The 18477-nt window shown below is 60.6% G+C and carries 12 protein-coding genes; 10 read left to right on the forward strand and 2 right to left on the reverse strand.

What is annotated here, in order from left to right; genetic code table 11:
* Nucleotides 1-79: 79 nt before the first annotated feature.
* Entirely contained in the window at nucleotides 80-352 is a 273-nt protein-coding gene (locus TX23_RS15840; protein WP_026013572.1) for a DUF1652 domain-containing protein, read from the reverse strand.
* A 966-nt stretch (nucleotides 353-1318) separates the two neighbouring features.
* Between TX23_RS15840 and TX23_RS15845 the strand changes: the two genes are divergently transcribed.
* The gene (locus TX23_RS15845; RefSeq protein WP_057702995.1) at nucleotides 1319-1771 is read left to right on the forward strand and encodes a M10 family metallopeptidase C-terminal domain-containing protein; all 453 of its coding nucleotides are present in this window, start codon (nucleotides 1319-1321) and stop codon (nucleotides 1769-1771) included.
* 2 nt (nucleotides 1772-1773) lie between these two features.
* Here the strand turns inward: TX23_RS15845 and TX23_RS15850 are convergent, their stop codons facing one another.
* Complete coding sequence (locus tag TX23_RS15850; RefSeq protein WP_057702996.1) at nucleotides 1774-2559, reverse strand: helix-turn-helix transcriptional regulator; 786 nt, start codon at nucleotides 2557-2559, stop codon at nucleotides 1774-1776.
* Between the two features lie 200 nt (nucleotides 2560-2759).
* Here TX23_RS15850 and TX23_RS15855 point away from each other — a divergent pair, with 200 nt between their 5' ends.
* The 9 genes from TX23_RS15855 to TX23_RS15895 all read left to right on the forward strand — a co-directional run bounded on the left by TX23_RS15855 (nucleotide 2760) and on the right by TX23_RS15895 (nucleotide 18336).
* A complete protein-coding gene (locus tag TX23_RS15855) occupies nucleotides 2760-4124 on the forward strand; it encodes an APC family permease (RefSeq protein ID WP_057702997.1) in 1365 nt (454 codons plus the stop codon).
* Nucleotides 4125-4133: 9 nt separating this feature from the next.
* The gene (locus TX23_RS15860; protein ID WP_057702998.1) at nucleotides 4134-5240 is read left to right on the forward strand and encodes a DmpA family aminopeptidase; all 1107 of its coding nucleotides are present in this window, start codon (nucleotides 4134-4136) and stop codon (nucleotides 5238-5240) included.
* Nucleotides 5241-5606: 366 nt separating this feature from the next.
* Nucleotides 5607-7040, forward strand: a complete 1434-nt coding sequence (locus TX23_RS15865; protein WP_057702999.1) for a serralysin family metalloprotease — start codon at nucleotides 5607-5609, stop codon at nucleotides 7038-7040.
* A gap of 46 nt (nucleotides 7041-7086) precedes the next feature.
* Nucleotides 7087-7455, forward strand: coding sequence for an AprI/Inh family metalloprotease inhibitor (locus TX23_RS15870; protein WP_057703000.1), 369 nt, complete (start codon nucleotides 7087-7089; stop codon nucleotides 7453-7455).
* Nucleotides 7456-7556: 101 nt separating this feature from the next.
* Nucleotides 7557-9308: a type I secretion system permease/ATPase gene (locus TX23_RS15875; protein ID WP_057703001.1), complete on the forward strand. Its 1752-nt coding sequence runs from the start codon at nucleotides 7557-7559 to the stop codon at nucleotides 9306-9308.
* On the forward strand, nucleotides 9305-10618 hold the full coding sequence (locus TX23_RS15880; RefSeq protein ID WP_057703002.1) for an HlyD family type I secretion periplasmic adaptor subunit: 1314 nt from the start codon (nucleotides 9305-9307) through the stop codon (nucleotides 10616-10618). Before TX23_RS15875 ends, TX23_RS15880 begins: the two co-directional genes overlap by 4 nt.
* Nucleotides 10619-10620: 2 nt before the next feature.
* Nucleotides 10621-11961, forward strand: a complete 1341-nt coding sequence (locus TX23_RS15885) for a TolC family outer membrane protein (RefSeq protein ID WP_057703003.1) — start codon at nucleotides 10621-10623, stop codon at nucleotides 11959-11961.
* A gap of 125 nt (nucleotides 11962-12086) precedes the next feature.
* Nucleotides 12087-15044, forward strand: a complete 2958-nt coding sequence (gene eprS / locus TX23_RS15890) for an autotransporter serine peptidase EprS (protein ID WP_057703004.1) — start codon at nucleotides 12087-12089, stop codon at nucleotides 15042-15044.
* A gap of 190 nt (nucleotides 15045-15234) precedes the next feature.
* On the forward strand, nucleotides 15235-18336 hold the full coding sequence (locus TX23_RS15895) for an autotransporter serine protease (RefSeq protein ID WP_057703005.1): 3102 nt from the start codon (nucleotides 15235-15237) through the stop codon (nucleotides 18334-18336).
* The last annotated feature ends 141 nt before the right edge of the window (nucleotides 18337-18477 follow it).

The following is an 18477-nucleotide window of genomic DNA, read 5'->3' on the forward strand; positions in this document are numbered from 1 at the left end:
TTTCGCGAGCAAGCTCGCTCCTACAGACCTGGGAACTTGGCCCTCCCACATCAGGTAATCGACGGCTGACAAATACTATTCAGGCCCGCAACGACAACGGCGGTACAAAACACTCCAGTTCATCCTCCACCGCCTCGATGATGCGCTCCACATCAGCGGCGTTCATCACCGTGGCGCAAGGAATGCCGGCGATGGCGATCAATGTTTCACCGCTGGCCCGGTCGAACAGGCGGGCGACCATGCTGCCGGGGGCGTCCATACTCCCCTCGAAGCCCATCGGATGAAAATGCCAGCGCATCAACTGGCACGCATTGGGGAAAGTCACTTTGTTCATGTTGCCCACCTTGTTCATTGAGCGCTTCCTTTAGCTCGCGGCAGGGGTCAGGACCTTCGTTGGTCCAGACATCGAAGAATTTAAAAATAGCATTCGTTCGCAAGTACAAGGTGAGTTTTTTGGCCCCGTTCGGCGGTTCTTTTACCTGATTTTGACGTGGATCATGTCCTACAGCGGATTAGGCAAAAGGCCATTGTTCAGAATGGCCACTTGGCCATTGTAGGGGTGAGCAAATCAGTATGGCTCCCCATACCTGTCATGGGGGTTTGGGGGCGACGCCGGACCTGTGGGAGGGGGCTTGCCCCCGAAGGCGGCCTAAGAGCCGACCAGGATGCTGGGCTTTGATCGAGTACATATCCGTTATTGGGGTAACGGCCGCTATTGGTTCCGCTTTTACAGCGGGTCACTTTGGAAGAGCCCCAAAGTAACCAAAGGGCTCTTGCCCCACCACTCGGCACCTCGCTTAGGCTCGGTGTGCCCGTAATCCGCCATGGATTTGGGGGGCCGCCGCCACGCGCCATCCATGGCGCGGGGCGGCTAAACCGGCATCCCTGCCGGTTTACCCCCCAAATCCCTGTCGAATTCCGGCCAGCGTGGTTTGACGGGGCGCTTAAGATCAAAAGCAGATCAAGAGCAGATCAAGAGCAAGAGCGGCTCGCTTCGCATCGTGGTTAGCGTCGGCAGTGGCTATAAAAGTTGTGTAGATACCTATGCATACCTGGGGCGGCACCGGCATCGGCTACAACATCCCCAGGGAGAACGCGGCAAATTGATTGGGTTCGCGCGCGTGTGGAACACTATTCGAATCGGACGTTAATTGCCGCTTTTGGGATAATAACCGGCTCCTCGTTAAACAAATAATGGCGTCATGGTTAAGAAATTTAATGTCAACTATTCAGGATGGAAAACCCTGTTGTCCTTGTGAGAGATTTTAGCCGCAACCCGTGACACTCTCATATTACTGACTATCAATAGGTGACTTATATGTCTTCCATACAGAGCCTTCCAGTTGGCGGCACATGGACCCAGTCTGAATTACGAGGCACAGACGCGCGCGAGCGCCTGGAAGCCAGGCGCGGCGAGCCCTCAGTGTTGGTCGGTGGCGCGGGGGGCGACCAGTTGGTAGGTCGCCAGGGCGCGAATACATTTAAATATGAAAAAAGCACCGACTCCCTCAGTGATGATCCGGACACGATCCTGAACTTCAATCCCAAAGAGGATGAGATCGATGTGTCTGAAATGTTAAAAGACCACGCTATAACGGCGATTAATATCCAATCAGGCCCGCCTGTGGAGGTGGGTGATGTGCAACTGACCCACGCGTTCGGCGTGAGTACCTTGACTATTAAGGTGACGGCGCAAGGGCCGAACTTTTCCGTACGGGTTGATGGTGTAAATCTGTTACCGCAGCATATTAATTTCTTTCATTCGGATTAAACCTATGGATTCTCCAGGTCATGCCCCAGCGACTGGATAAACAGTGAAAACAACTCGGGCTGTGACGAGATATCCAGTTTGGCGTAAAGGTGCCTGCGGTGCACTTTGACCGTGTCCGGGGAGATCTTCAGGCGTTCGGCCATGGCTTTGGAGGAAAACCCCCGCAACACCAGGCGAGCGATTTCCAGCTCGCGGTCCGACAGCACACCACTGCCGAAATGACTCAGCGCGTCTCGGATCTGGCTGTCTATTGCCGGTGCTCGCTGAGTGCTTTGCTGCCAGTGCTGCTGCATCAAGGGCAGCACCCAGGCGGCCAGTGTGGTCAACAGCCCGGTTTCCTCGAAGCTGAAGCGTCGCTGCATGCCCAGAGATAGCGAAAGCGTGCCCTCGCCGGGCAATTGCAGGATCAACTGCACTTCGTCTTCCAGCACGTTGTCGTGGAAGTAGTTGAGGAAGTACTCACTCTGGCGAAAATGATCCGGCGCCACTTCCTCCAGGCGGTACACGCCGCTGGCATAGTTTTCGTGGTACGCCTGGTAAAACGGGTCGAGCAGATACAGCCCATTGAGGTACACCAGCATCGACGCCGGTTTGCTGCTGGGCTGGGCGTCGTATTCCTCAAGGGCCTGGGGCGAGCCATCCAACGGGTAGAAAATCGCCAGGGCATTATCGAAGGGCAGGCATTGGTGCAATAGCAGCACCAATTGCTTCCAGAACCGCTCGGTGCCGATCTGTGACAGGGTACGCCCCAATCCCGCGTGCATGCCGATTTCCCGGAACAGGCTCATTTCACTGGCTCCCCCTCAAAAGATCGGCCAAGGGTTCGGCTTTTAGCGGGCACCGTCAAGGGGAGTACGCCAATAGGGGAATTGGCTTGCCGGCCCGCCAGCCGATAACGTCGCCACTATTGAACGGGAAGGCTATCCCGTACACACACATCATTTTTCGTTTCTGCCTCACACCAAAAAAAACGACAGAGGATAACGATATGAGCGCTACCCCCACGCCCGATGGCGTGCTCAAACCCACCTTGAGCGTCTTCGATGTAGTGGCTATCACCGTTTCCGCGGTGACGCCGGCCAGTTCCGTATTTGTGATCGCCCCGTTCGCCATTCAGCAAGCGGGCAGCGGCGTGTTCCTGGCGTTTGTGATGGCCGGGTTGCTCGCATTGATGTTCGCCTTCTGCTACGCCGAACTCGGCCGCGCCCATAACAGTGCCGGTGGTGAGTATGTGTATGCCAAGCGCGTGTTTGGCGGTATGGCCGGTTACGCCACGTTCCTGACAGTGCTGGTGATGTTGCTGTTTATCCCGCCGGTATTGGCGACTGGGGCGGCGACTTATTTGAATAACGCCCTGGGCACAACATTCGACTCCCAGACTGTCGCCCTGGTGATCGTGGTGTGCAGCTACGCCCTGGGCATTCTCAATATCAAGCTCAATGCCTGGATTACCGGCACCTGCCTGCTGTTGGAAGTGGCAGCCTTGCTGGTGATTGTGGTGATCGGCTTCGGCAATCCGGTGCAGCCGGCCAGCGTGTTGTTTGAGCCGCAGATCGTTGAAAACGGCGTGTTGCACCTGGCGCCCTGGGCCCTGGTGATCGGTGCCGTGGGTATTGGCCTGTTCTCGTTCAATGGCTACGGCCCGGCGGTGCTGCTGGCCGAAGACATGAAATGCGGCGGCAAGGGCGTACACAAGGCGGTGTTGTGGTCCCTTGGGCTGGTGGTGGTGATTGAGCTGGTGCCGATCACCGCACTGTTGATCGGTGCGCCGTCACTGAGTGCGATGATCAGCAGCCCCGACCCCATTGGCTACCTGTTGACCAGCCACGGCAATGAAACCCTGTCGCGGTTGGTCAGTGCCGGGATCTTTCTGTCGGTGTTCAACGCAATTGTGGCGATCGTTATCCAGATCGGCCGGGTGGTGTTCAGCAGTGGCCGTGATGCACTGTGGACGCCGAGTATCAACAAGCTGTTCACGCGTATTCATCCGCGCTGGGATTCGCCATGGCTGGCGACGTTGTTCCTGGCGATTCCTTCGGCGCTGTTGAGTTTCAGCTCGAACCTGGCCGACCTGACCTCGTTCAGCGTATTGCTGATCATGCTGGTGTACCTGGTGGTGGCGCTGAGCGCGCTGATGAGCCGGGTGCTGCTGCGCGATCGCGAACACCCTTATCGTATGCCGCTGTGGCCTTTGCCGGCGGTGCTGGCGGTGCTCGGCGCGGGTTATCTGTTGGTGACCCTGATCCTTGAGGCGTCAATGCGCGACATCATGGTCATCATCGGCCTGCTGGCACTGTCGGTGATTTTGTATTGCATCAGCGGCCGGTCGAGTCCGGTTTTTCAGAAATTGTAAGGAGTGGGTATGCGTGCACGTCAATTGGGTATCACGCTGGGGCTGGGCACACCTGGCGAATTGAACGCCATCACCGATGTTCCCGGGGTTCGGGTTGGCCACACCACGCTCAAAACGCGTATCGACGGCAAGCAGGTGCGTACCGGCGTGACGGTGGTCCAGCCGCGCGCCGGTGAGGCCCGGCATCAACCGTGTTTTGCCGGGTACCACGTGCTCAACGGCAACGGTGATGCCACTGGCCTTGAGTGGATCAACGAGGCCGGGTTGTTGACCACGCCGATGGCCATCACCAACACCCACAGCGTTGGGATCGTACGTGACACCTTGATCGCCCTGGAGCGCGAACGCCTGCAAGACCCTGCGGTGTACTGGTGCATGCCGGTGGTCATGGAAACCTACGACGGCCTGCTCAACGATATCTGGGGCCAGCATGTGCAACCTGAGCATGTGCGCCAGGCACTCGACCATGCCGAAACCGGCCCGGTGCAGGAAGGCGCCGTGGGCGGTGGCACCGGGATGATCTGCCATGAGTTCAAGGGCGGTATCGGCAGCGCATCCCGGCGTTTATCGGCGGAGCAGGGCGGCTGGACCGTCGGCGTACTGGTGCAGGCCAACCATGGCAAGCGCCAGGAACTGCGGGTCGATGGCTACCCGGTGGGCCGTCACTTGATGGACAACGCTTCGCCATTTGCCGAGCAAGGTACGCCCGGCATGGGGTCCATCGTGGTAATTATCGCCACCGATGCACCGTTGCTGCCCCATCAGTGCCAACGCCTGGCGCAGCGGGCGTCCATCGGCATCGCGCGCACCGGTGGTGGCACCGAGGATTCCAGTGGCGACCTGTTTCTGGCCTTTGCCACCGGTAATCAGGATTTGCCGCCGGCAGACTACGGGCGCAAGGACCTGCCACTGCGCACCGCGTTGCAGATGGTCAATAACGATCATATTTCTCCACTGTTCAGCGCCGCAGCGGAGGCGGTGGAAGAAGCAATCATCAACGCGATTCTGGCGGGAGAAGACATGACCACGCAGGCGAATGTGCAGGTGCCAGGCCTGGCCGGCGAAACCCTCTTGGCAGCATTGCACAAGTGTGGCTGGAGTATGTCCCGGCAATAGGGGACACTGCACTTTAATAGTGCAAGTAGTGGCTATTTAATGTCGCCAATGACACCGTGACAATATATTGGATCCATTACTCAAGTGCGCCGCTCAACTTGGAGCGGCTTTACTGCTATTTAATATTTAAATACTGCTGCGCTCGGATTAGGCGCGTAAAAGCTAACGTTCCCAATAAACACTGCTTGCGACTTCCCCAAGTTGAACCTGTGTCACATTTGCGCTGTGGAAATAGGTGTAGACGAAAGATTTCAAGTTGTGTCAGTTTTCTTACGCCTTCAAAAGAGGTGAGTGATAGGACTATCCTCGCCCGCGAGGTTCCTATCGAACAAAGACTGATGCACTTGCAAACAAGGAAGTACGTTTATGTCAAAAGTAAAAGACAAAGCTATTGTATCTGCCGCGCAAGCCAGCACTGCTTACTCGCAAATCGATAGCTTCAGCCATTTGTATGACCGTGGCGGTAACCTCACAGTCAATGGCAAACCGTCCTACACCGTGGACCAGGCGGCGACCCAGCTGCTGCGGGATGGCGCCGCGTATCGGGACTTTGATGGCAACGGCAAGATCGATCTGACCTACACCTTCCTCACCTCGGCTACCCAGAGCACCATGAACAAACATGGCATCTCAGGGTTCAGCCAATTCAACGCCCAGCAGAAAGCACAGGCCGCACTGGCCATGCAATCCTGGTCGGATGTCGCCAACGTGACTTTTACCGAAAAGGCTTCCGGCGGTGACGGTCACATGACCTTCGGCAACTACAGCAGCGGCCAGGACGGCGCCGCGGCCTTCGCTTACCTGCCCGGCACCGGTGCGGGCTACGATGGCACATCGTGGTACCTGACCAACAACAGCTACACGCCGAACAAGACCCCGGACCTGAACAACTATGGCCGGCAGACCCTGACCCACGAAATCGGCCACACCCTGGGCCTGGCTCACCCTGGCGACTACAACGCCGGGAACGGCAACCCGACCTATAACGACGCCACCTATGGACAGGACACGCGTGGCTATAGCCTCATGAGTTACTGGAGCGAGAGCAACACCAACCAGAACTTCAGCAAGGGCGGCGTCGAGGCTTACGCTTCCGGCCCGCTGATCGACGACATCGCCGCGATCCAGAAGCTCTACGGTGCCAACCTCAGCACCCGCGCCACGGACACCACCTACGGGTTCAACTCCAACACCGGGCGTGATTTCCTCAGCGCCACATCCAACGCCGACAAGCTGGTCTTCTCGGTATGGGACGGTGGCGGCAACGACACTCTGGACTTCTCCGGCTTCACTCAAAACCAGAAGATCAACCTCACTGCCACTTCGTTCTCCGATGTTGGCGGCCTGGTGGGCAACGTGTCGATCGCCAAGGGCGTAACTATTGAAAACGCTTTCGGCGGTGCGGGCAACGACCTGATCATCGGTAACCAGGTGGCTAACACCATCAAGGGCGGGGCCGGCAGCGACCTCATCTACGGTGGCGGCGGTGCAGACCAGCTGTGGGGTGGTGCTGGCAACGATACCTTCGTGTACGGTGCCAGTTCCGACTCCAAACCAGGGGCCGCAGACAAGATCTTTGACTTCACCTCCGGTTCCGACAAGATCGACCTGTCGGGCATCACCAAGGGTGCGGGCTTGAGCTTCGTCAATGCGTTCACCGGCCATGCCGGTGATGCTGTGCTGAGCTATGCCTCGGGTACCAACCTGGGCACCTTGGCCGTGGACTTCTCCGGGCACGGCGTGGCGGATTTCCTCGTCACCACCGTTGGCCAGGCAGCCGTCAGCGACATCGTGGCCTGATGCACGGCGCGGCGCTTCGGCGCCGCGCTCCAGGATGGAGTTTCACATGCCACGTTTTTCTCATTTGATCGCCTGTGCTTCGCAGGTGTTGTTCGTGTCGGCAGGAGCCCACGCCATGGCTAGCAGTCTTGTATTACCCACCCGCGCCCAGTTGGCCGGGCATTGGGAGTTGAAGCAGCAGGACCAGGTATGCGCACTGGAATTACTGGAGCAGGCCAATGCCCTGGGGGGCGATATCGCTTGTGTGGAGCAATGGTTGGGTGAAAAGCCGCAGACCTGGTCGCCCACACCGGATGGTATTTGGCTGTTTAACGCCGAAGGCTCCGGGATCACGCATTTGAATCGCCAGCAAGAAGGCCAATATCAAGCCCGCACTAAAGCCGGGAAAGTTGTCGAGCTGAAACGAACACCTTAATTAAAAGTTATAAGCATATAACTCGATTTTGTAGTTGGCCGTGCGCTTCATCGGCAGGGGTGACTATGACGTGCAGTGCGCTCCCAGGAAGATAAAACAATATGGCGAAGTCCCACGGGGTTGCGCCCTTATTCAGGGCGCTGGGTGAATACAAAAGTATTTTGATCAGCGTTGGCTGTTTCACGGCATTGATTAACCTGCTGATGCTGGTGCCGTCTATTTACATGCTGCAAGTGTATGACCGTGTGTTGTCCTCCCAGAATGAAACCACCCTGGTGATGTTGACGCTGATGGTCGTGGGCTTCTTTGCCTTTATTGGCCTGCTTGAAGTTATCCGCAGCTTTATCGTGATTCGTATCGGCAGCCAGCTGGAACGGCGTTTCAATCTGCGCGTGTACAAGGCCGCGTTCGAACGCAACCTGCAACGCGGCCAGGGTCACGCCGGGCAATCTCTGGGCGACCTGACTGCACTGCGTCAATTCATCACCGGGCCGGCGTTGTTCGCGTTCTTTGATGCGCCATGGTTCCCGATCTACCTGTTCGTGATTTTCCTCTTCAACGTGTGGCTCGGCGTGCTGGCCACAGCGGGCGCGGTGCTGTTGATTGCGCTGGCCTGCCTGAATGAATACCTGACCAAAAAACCATTGGGCGAGGCGGGGGTGTTTTCCCAGCAGTCGACCCAGTTGGCCACCAGCCACCTGCACAACGCCGAGACGATCCAGGCCATGGGTATGCTCGGCGCCTTGCGCAAACGCTGGTTCGGGGTGCATTCGCAGTTTTTGGGCTTTCAGAACACCGCCAGCGACACCGGGTCGGTCATTACTTCTTTGAGCAAGTCCTTGCGCCTGTGCCTGCAATCTTTGGTATTGGGGCTGGGCGCCTACCTGGTGATCAAGGGGCAGATGACTGCCGGGATGATGATCGCAGGCTCCATCCTGATGGGCCGCGTACTGAGCCCCATCGACCAGTTGATCGCGGTGTGGAAGCAGTGGAGTTCAGCCAAGCTGGCCTACCAGCGTCTCGATGGGCTGCTGCGTGAATTCCCGCCGGAGGGCGAGCAAATGGCTCTGCCCGCGCCCAAGGGCCACGTCAGTTTCGAGCAGGTCAGTGCAGGCCCACCGGGGCGGCGTATGGCGACCTTGCATCAAGTCAGCTTCAACCTGGCGGCCGGTGAAGTGCTGGGTGTGCTGGGCGCGTCGGGCTCCGGCAAGTCCACCCTGGCCCGCGTGCTGGTGGGCGTGTGGCCGACCCTGGCCGGCACCGTGCGGCTGGACGGTGCGGATATTCACCGTTGGGACCGCGACGACCTTGGCCCGCACATCGGCTATTTGCCCCAGGACATCGAGCTGTTCAGCGGCAGCATCGCCGACAACATCGCACGCTTTCGCGAGGCCGACCCGGAGCAGGTGGTCAAGGCCGCGCAACAGGCCGGTGTGCATGAACTGATCCTGCGCCTGCCCCAAGGCTACGACACGGTGCTGGGCGACAACGGCGGCGGCCTGTCCGGCGGCCAGAAACAACGCGTGGCCCTGGCCCGCGCCCTGTACGGCGGGCCGCGCCTGATCGTGCTGGATGAGCCCAACTCCAACCTCGACACGGTCGGCGAAGCGGCGTTGGCCAGCGCCATCGTACAAATGAAAGCTCAGGGCAGCAGCGTCGTACTGGTCACTCATCGCTCCTCGGCGCTGGCTCAAGCCGACAAGCTGCTGGTCCTCAACGAAGGCCACCTGCAAGCGTTCGGGCCCAGCCAGGAAGTGCTGCGGGCATTGTCCGGGCAGCAGGAAGCGCCGAAAGAAAAAACCGGTGTCAGTTTCAGTCGTCAGTACCCGGCCGCAAGGAATCCAGGCGCATGAGCAGCACTACTGTAGAACCTCGTTTCAAAGAGCGCGACGCCCGTTTCTTCGTGCGCATGGGCTGGCTGATGACGGTCGTCGGTGCCGGTGGTTTTTTCCTCTGGGCCAGCCTGGCGCCGCTGGACCAGGGCATTCCGGTGCAAGGCACCGTGGTGGTATCGGGCAAGCGCAAGGCCGTGCAAACCTTCAGCCCTGGGGTAGTCAGCCGCATCCTGGTCAAGGAGGGCGAACTGGTCAAACAAGGCCAGCCGCTGTTTCGCCTCGACCAGACCCAGAACCAGGCCGACGTGCAATCCCTGCAAGCCCAGTACCGCATGGCCTGGGCCAGCGTGGCACGCTGGCAGAGCGAGCGCGACAATCTGCCGAGCGTCACCTTTCCTACCGAGCTGAGTGCCAATCCCGATCCCGCCCTGGCGTTGGTGCTGGAAGGTCAGCGTCAGCTGTTCAGCAGCCGCCGCGACGCATTTGCCCGTGAACAAGCCGGGATTCGCGCCAGCATCGAGGGCGCTACCTCGCAGTTAAGCGGTATGCGCCTTGCCCGCAGTGACTTGACCGCCCAGGCTCAATCCCTGCGCGAGCAATTGAGCAACCTGCAACCATTGGCTGACAACGGCTACATCCCGCGCAACCGGCTGATGGACTACCAGCGCCAGTTGTCCCAGGTGCAGCAGGACCTGGCGCAAAACGCCGGTGAAAGTGGCCGGATAGAGCAGGGTATTGTCGAATCGCGGCTCAAATTGCAGCAACACAGCGAGGAATATCAAAAGGAGGTGCGCAGCCAATTGGCCGACGCGCAACTGCGCAGCCTGACCCTGGAACAACAACTCACCTCCGCGGGCTTCAACCTGCAACACAGCGAAATCAACGCGCCGGCCGATGGCATCGCCGTCAACCTCAGCGTGCACACCGAAGGCGCCGTGGTGCGCGCCGGGGAAACCCTGCTGGAGATCGTGCCCCAGGGCACGCGTTTGGAAGTGGAAGGGCACCTGCCGGTGCATCTGGTGGACAAGGTCGGTACGCACTTGCCGGTCGATATCCTGTTCACCGCCTTCAACCAAAGCCGCACGCCACGGGTGCCCGGCGAAGTCAGCCTGATTTCCGCCGACCAGATGCTCGATGAAAAAACCGGCGCGCCGTATTACGTGCTGCGTACCAGTGTCAGCGAAGAGGCGATGGAAAAACTCCACGGTTTGGTGATCAAGCCCGGTATGCCTGCCGAAATGTTCGTGCGCACCGGCGAGCGCTCCTTGCTCAACTACCTGTTCAAGCCGCTGCTGGATCGCGCCGGCTCCGCGTTGACCGAGGAATGAGCATGAAGCCAGTGTTCATTTCGCTGTTACTGATGTGTGGCAGTGCCCAGGCCGCGATGGGCCCGTTCGATGTGTACGAGCAGGCCCTGCGCAACGATCCGGTGTTCCTCGGCGCCATCAAGGAGCGCGACGCCGGCCTGGAAAACCGCACCATCGGCCGCGCCGGGCTGCTGCCGAGGCTGTCTTACAACTACAACAAGGGCCGCAACAACTCCGAGGCGCACCTGCCCGACGGGCGCGGTGGCAGCTATCGCGACGACCGCAACTACAACAGCTACGGCTCCACCTTCAGCCTGCAACAACCGCTGTTCGATTACGAAGCCTATGCCAACTACCGCAAGGGCGTGGCCCAGGCGCTGTTCGCCGACGAAAGCTTTCGCGACAAGAGCCAGGCGTTGCTGGTGCGGGTGTTGAGCTATTACACCCAGGCGCTGTTTGCCCAGGACCAGATCGACATCGCCCGGGCGAAGAAAAAAGCCTTCGAGCAGCAGTTCCAGCAGAACCAGCACTTGTTCAAGGCCGGTGAGGGCACGCGCACTGACATCCTTGAAGCCGAGTCCCGCTACGAGCTGGCCACCGCCGAAGAGATTCAGGCCCTGGATGAGCAGGATGCGTCACTTCGGGAGCTGGGTGCGTTGATCGGCGTGCAAAGCGTCAACATCAACGACCTGGCGCCGCTGAACCAGAGCTTTGCCGCGTTCACCCTGACCCCGGCCAACTACGATACCTGGCATGAACTGGCGCTCACCAACAACCCGGTGCTGGCTTCGCAGCGCCAGTCGCTGGAAGTGGCGCGCTATGAAGTGGAACGCAACCGTGCCGGGCATTTGCCGCGAATTACCGCGTATGCCACCTCGCGCAAGCAGGAATCCGACAGCGGCAACACCTACAACCAGCGCTACGACACCAACACCATTGGTGTCGAAGTCAGTATGCCGCTGTACGCCGGTGGTGGTATCTCCGCCTCCACCCGCCAGGCCAGCCGCGCGATGGAGCAGGCCGAGTACGAGCTGGAAGGCAAGACCCGCGAAACCCTGATCGAGCTGCGCCGCCAGTTCAGTGCGTGCCTGTCGGGGGTGAGCAAGCTGCGTGCCTACCAGAAAGCCCTGGTGTCTGCCGAGGCACTGGTGGTGTCGACCAAGCAGAGCATTCTGGGCGGCGAGCGCGTCAACCTCGACGCGCTGAACGCCGAACAGCAGTTGTACAGCACCCGCCGCGACCTGGCCCAGGCGCGGTACGACTACCTGATGGCCTGGACCAAATTGCACTACTACGCGGGCAACTTGCGTGACACCGACTTGGCCAAAGTGGACGAAGCCTTCGGCCCGGATGGAAAACTGTAGGAGCGAGCTTGCTCGCGAAAAACGTCAACGATGACGTGGACATCCTGGCTATACGCGGTGCCAGTGAGTTCTTCGCGAGCAAGCTCGCTCCTACAGGGGGAATAACAATAAACAGGAGTGTGTAGATGATCACCGATTCAACACGTTTCAAACCCTTCACCGCAGGTTCCTTGCTCTTGCTGTCCGTTGCGGCACAGGCGCAATACGCCGAGACCGGCCAACCGGGTAACCCCGCCAGTTGGCGCTCCGCCGAGTACCAGAGCGACTGGGGCCTGGGCCGCATGAAGGCCGATGAAGCCTACGCCGCCGGGATCAGCGGCCAAGGCGTGAAAATCGGTGCGCTGGACTCGGGGTTCGACCCCAATCACCCGGAAGCTTCCAAAGACCGTTTCCACCCGGTCACCGCCACTGGCACCTATGTCGATGGCAGCGCCTTCAGCACCACCGGCGCGCTCAACCCCAACAACGACTCCCACGGCACCCACGTCACCGGCACCATGGGCGCCGCCCGCGACGGCGTGGGTATGCACGGCGTGGCGTACAACGCGCAAGTCTATGTGGGCAACACCAACGCCAACGACAGCTTCCTGTTCGGCCCTACGCCAGACCCCAAGTACTTCAAGGCGGTGTACACCGCGATGGTGGATTCCGGTGTGCGCGCCATCAACAATAGCTGGGGCAGCCAGCCCAAGGACGTCAGCTACCAGACCCTGGACAACATGCACGCGGCGTACGCCCAGCATTACAACCGGGGCACCTGGCTGGACGCTGCGGCGGATGTGGCCAAGGCCGGCGTGATCAATGTGTTCAGCGCCGGCAACAGCGGCTATGCCAATGCCAGCGTGCGTTCGGCCTTGCCGTATTTCCAGCCGGAACTGGAAGGCCACTGGCTCGCCGTGTCCGGGCTGGATAAAGCCAATAACCAGAAATACAACAAATGCGGCATCGCCAAGTACTGGTGTATTTCTACCCCGGGCGCGCTGATCAACAGCACCATTCCCGACGGCGGCTATGGCGTCAAATCCGGCACCTCGATGTCGGCGCCCCATGCGACCGGCGCGTTGGCGTTGGTGATGGAACGCTATCCCTACATGACCAACGAGCAAGCGTTGCAGGTGCTGTTGACCACCGCCACGCAACTCGACGGCTCAATCACCCAGGCGCCCAACGCGATCGTCGGCTGGGGTGTGCCGGACCTGGGCCGGGCGATGCACGGGCCGGGGCAATTGCTCGGGGCCATGGATGTGAACCTGGCAGCCGGGCAGGGCGATGTGTGGAGCAACGGCATCTCCGACCAGGCGTTGCTTGCACGCCAGGCCGAAGACCGTGCCGAACACAGCGCCTGGCAACAAACCCTGATCGACAAAGGCTGGCAAAACGGCGTTGGCGCCAATGCCAGCCAGCAGGACCAGACCGATTACGCCATCGGCAGCGCCCGCGACCAGGCCGCCGCCAACCGTGTGTACGAAGGCAGCCTGATCAAGTCGGGCGCCGGCAGCCTGGTACTCAGCGGTGACAGCACCTATCGGGGCGCCACCCTCGTCAATGGCGGCCTGTTGGCAGTGAACGGCTCGCTGACCTCGGCGGTGACGGTGAATGACAGCGGCACCCTTGGCGGTTCAGGGCGTATCGCCGCGTTGTCGGTCAACAACGGCGGTCGCGTGGCGCCAGGCAATTCCGTGGGCACCTTGCAGGTAGCGGGAGATGTGAACCTCGGCGCCGGTTCGACCTATGCCGTGGAGCTGACGCCCACCAGCAGCGACCGCATTGTCGCGGGCGGCAAGGCCGTGTTGGGCGGCGGCACCGTCACCCTGGCGCTGGAAAACAGCCCAACCTTACTCAGTCAAAGCCAGGTGCAAAGCCTGATCGGTCGCCAATACTCGATTCTCGAGGCATCGGGCGGTATCCAGGGCCAGTTCGGGCAAGTGCTGCCCAACTACCTGTTCCTCGGCGGCACCCTCGACTACGCCGCCAACGCTGTGCAACTGAACGTGGGACGCAACGATGCGAGCTTCGCCAGCGTCGCCGCCACCCGCAACCAGCGCAACGTAGCGGCCGCTGCCGAGCAATTGGGCGCCGGCAACCCGGTGTACGAAAGCCTGTTGCAGTCGCAGTCGGTCGCCACGGCTCAGCAGGGTTTGCAGCAACTGTCCGGTGAAATTTACCCCGCCGTCGGCGCGATGCTGATCAACGACACCTTGCAACTGCGCAACGCCGTGGGCGAGCGCCTGCGCCACGTACCGGTGAGCGGCGAAAGCAACCTGTGGTTCAAGGCACTCGGCGCCTGGGGCAAGAGCGACAGCCGCAGCGAAACGGCCGGTTCTACCACCTCCATCGGCGGCCTGCTGGCGGGTGTCGATGGCGCGCTGGATGAGCAGACCCGTGTGGGTGTGGTCGCCGGTTACAGCGACAGCTCTGTGAATATGGGCAGCGGGACGCACTCATCGGCGTCCATCGACAGCTACCACTTCGGCGCGTATGCCGGGCGTGAGCTGGGCGACTGGCGCTTGAGTGTCGGCGGGGCCTACAGCTGGCATCGCGGCGATGTGAAGCGTGACCTGCAACTGGGTGACGTTGGCGCCAAGCAAAAAACCAAGCTGGATGCGACGACCGCGCAGCTGTTCACCGAAGCCGCGTACCGCATTCACCTGCAACCTCTGGCACTGGAGCCGTTCGCCAACCTCGCCTACGTGCACCTGGACAGTGAGTCATTCCACGAAAAAGGCGACGCCGCCGCCCTGGAGCGCGGCAGCGACCGGCGCGATGCGGTGCTCAGTACCCTGGGCGTACGAGGGATGAAAACCCTGGCCCTCAATGATCACCAGCAGTTGGAGTTGTCCGGTTCGTTGGGCTGGCAACACAGCCTCACCGCCGTGGAGTCCGAAGAACACTTGGCGTTTGTCGCAGGCGGGCCTTCATTTGCCGTGCGCAGTGCGCCGTTGCTGCGTGACGCCGCTTTGGTGGGGCTGCAAGCCAGCCTGGCGCTGAATGCCTCGACGCGGGTCAACCTGGATTACAACGGCCAGCTGGGTGGCCGCGCAAAAACCCAGGGTGTGGGTTTGAGCTTGAACTGGCAGTTCTGAACAAAAATGTGGGAGAGGCAAGTCCTAAGCCTGTAGGAGCGAGCTTGCTCGCGAAAAACGTCAACGATTACGCGTGTTTCCTGAATAAACGCGTCGCCTATGGGTTTTTCGCGAGCAAGCTCGCTCCTACAGTCATCCCACAGGGAAAGCGATTCACCTACCAGCAATAAGAAAACTAAGGAAGGTCACCGTGAAAAAACGCAAGTCAGGGTTAACTACCGCCATCCACACAGGCCCGGGCTACCCGCTCAAGGCGCTGAGCTGCGTGCCATACGGCGCGTTGCTGTGTTGCCTGGCAAGCCTGGGGACCGCCCAGGCTGCACCCTATGTGGAAACCGGCAAACTGGGCGACGCCGCCAGTTGGCGCAGCAATGAGTTCAAGGCCGACTGGGGCCTGGGCGCTGTGCAAGCCGATACCGCCTATGCCGCGGGTTATACCGGCAAGGGCGTCAAGCTGGGGATATTCGACCAGCCGGTGTATGCCCAGCACCCGGAGTTCGCCAGTCCCAACAAGGTGGTGACGATTGTTACTGAAGGCATCCGTCAATACACCGACCCGTATATTCCAGTGAAAGCCGGCGATGCGTTCCGCTACGACGGCACGCCATCCAAGGACTCCAATGGCAAGCTGGGTAACCATGGTACCCACGTTGGCGGCATTGCTGCGGGTAACCGCGATGGCGGGCCGATGCATGGCGTGGCGTTCAATGCGCAGATCCTCACTGCCGAAAACGGTGACCCAGGCCCGGAAGACGGGATCATCCTCGGCAACGATGGCGCCGTGTACAAGGCCGGTTGGGACGGGCTGGTCGCCAGTGGCGCACGCATCATCAACAACAGTTGGGGTATCGGCATCGGTGACCAGTACGCCAAGGGCGGACGCGATCCGGCGTTCCCCAATTTCACCGTCAATGAAGCTCAGGCGCAGTTCAACACCATTCGGCCGATCCTCGGCACCATCGCAGGGGGCGCTTATCAAGGCGCTATCGATGCGGCTCGCAGCGGTGTACTGACCATTTTTGCCGCCGGTAACGACTACAACCGCAACAACCCGGACGCGATTTCCGGCCTTGCGTATTTTGTGCCAGAGATCGCGCCGAACTGGCTGTCGGTGGCAGCCTTGCAGCAGAACCCGGATGCCGCCAATCCGTATGTGATCAGCACCTTCTCTTCACGTTGCGGCTATGCGGCGAGTTTTTGCGTGTCGGCGCCCGGTACCAAGATCTACAGCTCGATCATCAACGGTACCGACCTGAACAACCTGACCACCGACTGGGCCAACAAAAACGGCACCTCCATGGCCGCCCCCCATGTGGCTGGCGCAGCAGCGGTGCTGATGGAGCGCTTCGAGTACATGAGCGGCGACCAGATCTCCACGGTGCTCAAGACCACGGCCACGGACCTCGGCGCGCCTGGTATCGACTCGCTGTATGGCTGGGGCATGATCAACCTGGGCAAGGCGGTCAACGGTCCGGGCATGTTTATCACCGCCGAGGACATTCCTGCCGAGTTCCGCATTGAAGGCGCCTATGGCAGCGGCCAGTTCGTCGCAGACCTGCCCGGCGTTGGCGCGGTGGTGGATGCGGGCAAACCGACCCAGCGCATTTGCAACGACGTGCACTGCGGGCTGGACGTGTGGAGCAATAACATCTCCGGCCATGGCGGCCTGACCAAGCAGGGCATCGGCACCCTGGTGCTGGCCGGCGCCAACACCTACAGCGGACCGACCCTGGTCAATCAGGGCTTGCTGGCAGTCAACGGTTCGGTCACCTCCGATGTCATCGTCAGCCAGACCGGCGTCATCGGTGGCTCGGGGCGTATCGGCTCGCTGACGGCCAATAGCGGCGGCGCGGTGGCGCCGGGCAATTCCATCGGCACCCTGAACGTGGCGGGCGATGTCACCTTTAACCCGGGCTCGACCTACGCCGTAGAATTGTCGCCGACCAGCAGCGACCGTATCGTCGCCGGGGGTACCGCTACGCTCAATGGCGGCACCGTGACCCTGGCCCTGGAAAACAGCCCGACACTGTTGAGTGCAACCCAGGCCCAAAGCCTGATCGGCCGCCAATACAACATCCTGCAAGCGGCAGGCGGTGTCACCGGCAGTTTTGATGCAGTACTGCCTGACTATCTGTTTGTCGGCGGCACCTTGAACTACGCGGCAGGCGGTGTGCAGTTGGACGTGACGCGCACCAACAGCTTCGCCAGTGTGGCGGCCACACCGAACCAACGCGCGGTGGCCGCAGCTGCCGAGCAATTGGGCGCGGGCAATGGTGTGTATGAAAGCTTGCTGTTGGCCCCGACGGCCGCTTCGGCCCAGGGTGCGTTCCAGCAACTGAGCGGTGAAGTCTATCCGGCGCTGCAAACTGCGCTGGTCAATGACAGCCGTTACGTGCGCGAAGCGGTGGGCGAGCGCCTGCGCAATGGCGAGATGGGCGCAACCAGCCAGGCCATCGACAGCCGTGGCAACGTATGGGTCAAGGCCCTGGGCGCCTGGGGCAAGACCGACAGCCGCAGTGACACCGCAGCCTATAACACCTCCATCGGCGGGATGCTTGCCGGGGTGGACGGTGCTCTCGACGACGCAACGCGCATCGGCTTGGTGGCCGGCTACAGCGATACCTCGCTGAACATGGGCAGCGACACCCATAGCCGCGCCTCGGTCGACAGCTACCACTTTGGCGCCTATGCCGGGCATGAAATCGGCGCCTGGCGTTTGAGCGGCGGCGCGACCTACAGCTGGCACCGCGCCGATGTGAAGCGCGACCTGCAATACGGCGACGTCGCCGGCAAGCAAAAGGCCAAGGTCGATGCGCACAGCACCCAGGTGTTCACCGAAGCGGCGTATCGCATCAACCTGCAGGCGCTGGCTCTGGAGCCGTTCGCCAACCTGGCCTACGTACACCTGGGCACTGACAGCTTCAAAGAGAAGGGCGATGCCGCTGCGCTGAAAAGTGGCGACGACAGCCGTGACCTGGTGTTGAGCACCCTGGGTGTGCGCGCCTTGAAAACCTTCAACGTCAACGATCACCAGCAACTGGAGGTCTCCGGCACCCTGGGCTGGCAGCACAACCTGAGCAGCACCGATTCGGAACAGCACTTGGCGTTTGCCTCGGGAGGCCCGTCGTTCACGGTGGAAAGTGCGCCGATGGTGCGCGATGCCGCACTGGTTGGGGCTCGGGTCAGCCTGGCGTTAAGCAAGGATGCGCGGGTGAACTTCGATTACAACGGCCTGCTGGCCAGCAAAGAGAAGGTGCATGGCGTCGGTTTGAGCCTGGACTGGGCGTTCTAAAGCTTTAAAACCACTGTAGGAGCGAGCTTGCTCGCGAAAAACTCAAGTGCGCCGCGTTCCTTCAAGCAGAACGCGTCATCGTTGACGATCTTCGCGAGCAAGCTCGCTCCTACAGTAGGTAACGGATAACAGGTGTTTTGG

This window comes from Pseudomonas paralactis, assembly GCF_001439735.1.
In the GTDB taxonomy this organism is placed as follows: domain Bacteria; phylum Pseudomonadota; class Gammaproteobacteria; order Pseudomonadales; family Pseudomonadaceae; genus Aquipseudomonas; species Aquipseudomonas paralactis.